This window comes from Arenimonas sp., from assembly GCF_035312645.1.
GTDB lineage: Bacteria > Pseudomonadota > Gammaproteobacteria > Xanthomonadales > Xanthomonadaceae > Arenimonas.
In genome coordinates, this window is sequence record NZ_DATGBO010000115.1 from 1 (window position 1) to 3,250 (window position 3,250).

Annotated in this window: 3 protein-coding genes; 1 reads left to right on the forward strand and 2 read right to left on the reverse strand. The window is 63.4% G+C overall.

The genetic code is table 11. The annotated features are described in order from the left end of the window. A partial coding sequence (locus tag VKM35_RS10655; protein ID WP_324320998.1) for an Rnf-Nqr domain containing protein occupies positions 1–260 on the reverse strand: 260 nt, incomplete at its 3' end. A gap of 86 nt (positions 261–346) precedes the next feature. Beyond that, positions 347–2,458, reverse strand: a complete 2,112-nt coding sequence (metG, locus tag VKM35_RS10660; protein ID WP_324320999.1) for a methionine--tRNA ligase — start codon at positions 2,456–2,458, stop codon at positions 347–349. A 180-nt stretch (positions 2,459–2,638) separates the two neighbouring features. On the opposite strand from metG, the gene VKM35_RS10665 reads away from it, so the two are divergent. After that, positions 2,639–3,250, forward strand: a 612-nt coding sequence (locus tag VKM35_RS10665) for a P-loop NTPase (protein ID WP_324321000.1), incomplete at its 3' end; no start/stop codon positions are given.

Here is a 3,250-nt window from a genome sequence, read left to right on the forward strand (position 1 = left end):
AACTGCACCACCGTCGCGATCACCAGAATGAAGGCCAGCGTATGCAGCCAGTCCAGGCCCAGCGGCTGCAGCAGCCAGTGATGCAGCATCCACGCGAACGCCGCCGACAGCGTCAGCACGAAGCCGGTCGCCATCGCCATGCCGTAAGCCGCATCGAGATTGCGCGACGCGCCCATGAACGGGCACAGGCCGAGGAATTTCACCAACACGAAATTGTTGACGAAGGCGCTGCCAAGCAGGATGAGGAAGAGGTTGGTCATGTTTTTTTGTAGGAGCGACGCAAGTCGCGACATCTTCCTGTTGGCGATGAAGGTCGCGACTTGCGTCGCTCCTACAAGACGCGGGGCTATTTCACCGTCATGCCAGCCATCGCGCCGGCATCGGCATCGAGCAGAAACAAGCCGTCATCGCCACCCGCCGACAGGATCATGCCCTCGGACACGCCGAAGCGCATCTTGCGTGGCGCGAGGTTGGCGATGAATACGACGCTGCGCCCCACGAGTTTCTCCGGTTCCGGATAGCCGGCGCGGATGCCGGAAAAAATCTGCCGCTCGCCGAGTTCACCGGCGTCGAGTTTGAAGCGCAGCAGTTTGTCCGAGCCTTCCACGAACGCGCATTCGAGCACCGTGCCGACGCGCAGGTCGAGCCTGGCGAAATCGTCGATGGTGATGGTCGATGATGTAGCCGTCGTAGGAGCGACGCGAGTCGCGATCGGTGTCTGGACGTCTTGCGCGTTCGCGACTTGCGTCGCTCCTACAGAAGCGTCGGCGGGCTGCAGGGTTTCTTTCGAGGCGTCGATCATGGCTTCAATCTGTTTAGGGTCGATGCGGGTGAGCAGGGGTTCGTAGGTCGCGATGCGATGATTGATGAGCGGCTGCGCGAGGTGGTCCCAATGCGCGACCGGCGCGTCGAGAAACGCTTCGGCACGCGCGCATATCGACGGCAACACCGGTTTGAGGCCGGCGGCGAGGGCGCGGAAAAGATTCAATCCTTGCGTGCAAACAGCCTGCAGTTCGGCGTCGGCGCCGTCCTGCTTGGCGATTACCCATGGCTTTTTTTCATCGATGTAGCGATTGGCCTCGTCGGCGAGCGCCATCACCTGGCGGATCGCCTGGCTGAATTCGCCGGCCGCGTACGAGTCGCGAATTTCATGCAGCGCCGCTGCGAAGCGCGCGTACATCGCGGGCTCCGGCAGAGCCTTGGCCAACTGGCCATCAAAACGCTTGCTGATGAATCCCGCGCAGCGGCTGGCGATATTGACGAATTTCCCAACCAGATCAGCATTCACGCGCGCCGCGTAGTCGTCGAGATTCAAATCGAGATCGTCGACGCCGGCGCCGGATTTCGCCGCGAAGTAATAGCGCAGCGTTTCCGGGTTCAGGCCGACGTCGAGGAAAGTGCGCGCCATGATGAAAGTGCCGCGCGACTTGCTCATCTTCGCGCCGTTCACCATCAGGTAACCGTTGACGTGCAACTTGGTCGGCGCACGAAAGCCCGCGCCATGCAGCATCGCCGGCCAGAACAGGCCGTGGAAATTGATGATGTCCTTGCCGAGGAAGTGGTGCATCTCGGCGGCACTGTCGGTGCGCAGGAATTCGTCGAAGCTCGCCGGCGACAGGCCGTGTTCGCCGGCTTTTGCGCTTTCGCACAGGGCCTTGAAACTGGCGAGATAGCCGATCGGTGCATCCAGCCAGACGTAGAAGAATTTTCCGGGCGCATCGGGGATCGGAAAACCGAAGTAGGGCGCGTCGCGGGAAATGTCCCAGTCGCGCAGTCCGCCTTCCAGCCATTCGCCGAGCTTGGCCTTGACCGAGCTGTGCGCGCGCTCGCCGGCCATCCATTCGCGCAGGAAGATTTCGAATTTTCCGAGCTCGAAAAAATAATGCTCGGAATCGCGCAGCTCAGGCGTCGCACCGGACACCACCGAGCGCGGATTCTTCAGGTCGGTCGGAGAATAGGCCTTGCCGCAGACTTCGCAGTTGTCGCCGTATTGATCCGGGCTGCCGCAGTTTGGGCACTCGCCCTTGATGTAGCGGTCGGGCAGGAACATCTGCTTGATCGGATCGAACAACTGCTGGATCGAGCGTCGCGCGATCACTTTGTCGCCGTGTGTGCCATCGCGCAGGCGCGTGTAGATCAGCGTGGCAAGGTCGCGGTTTTCCGGCGAGTGGGTGGAATGGTAGTGGTCGAAGGCGACGCCGAAGTCGGCGAAGTCGCGTTCGTGGCCGATCTGGATCGCGTGGATGAAGTCTTCCGGCGTCTGCCCGGCTTTTTCCGCGGCCAGCATGATCGGGGTGCCGTGGGCATCGTCGGCGCAGACGAAGTGGGCGGTGCCACCGGCCATGCGGCGGGCGCGGACCCAGATGTCGGCCTGGATGTAACCGACCAGATGGCCCAGATGCAGCGGGCCGTTGGCATAGGGGAGGGCGGTGGTGACGAGGGCGGGGGCGGGTTTCATGGCCCGATTATCGCAGACGCGAGCGCTGCGGCCAGCGTCGGCAAAGCCTTGGCACGGGGACGACAGCGATTCGTCGCGGGGCCGGATGCCCCGGCCCGTGCCGCCGGTTCGGCCATGCGCTTCCGGTACAATCCCCCGGCCTCAACAACCGCCCTCCGCATGCCGCCCAGCGCCGACTCCATGACCCCCGAAGCCGTACGCGCAGCTCTGGCGCACATCGTCGATCCGCATACCCAGACCGATCTCGTCAGCGCCCAGGCGGTGCGTGGTGTCGGTGTGGATGGCGGCAAGGTCGCGATCGAGATATTGCTCGGCTATCCGGCCGCGGGTTGGCACGAGACGCTGGCGACGCAGATCCGGCAGGCGGTCGGCGCGCTGCCCGGCGTCGAAGCAGTGACAGTGACGGTGGCCAGCCGAATCAATGCGCATCGAGTGCAGAAAGATCTGACGCCGCTGCCGGGTGTGAAGAACATCATCGCCATCGCCTCGGGCAAGGGCGGCGTCGGCAAATCCACCACGGCGGTGAATTTCGCGCTTGCGCTCGTGGCCGAAGGCGCGAAGGTCGGCATTCTTGATGCCGACATCCACGGCCCAAGCATCCCGATGATGCTCGGCCTGCAGGGCAAGCCGGAAAGCCCCGATGGCAAGAACATCGAACCGAAAATCAGCCACGGCCTGCAGGCGATGTCGATTGGCCTGTTCCTGGGCGAGGACACGCCGACCATCTGGCGCGGCCCGATGACCACGCAATACCTGCAGCAGTTGCTCACCACCACGCTCTGGCACGACCTC

What these genes read in the sequence shown, in the direction of transcription:
- metG (WP_324320999.1), bottom strand. Translation starts at nt 2,458, where the DNA reads ATGAAACCCGCCCCCGCCCTCGTCACCACCGCCCTCCCCTATGCCAAC.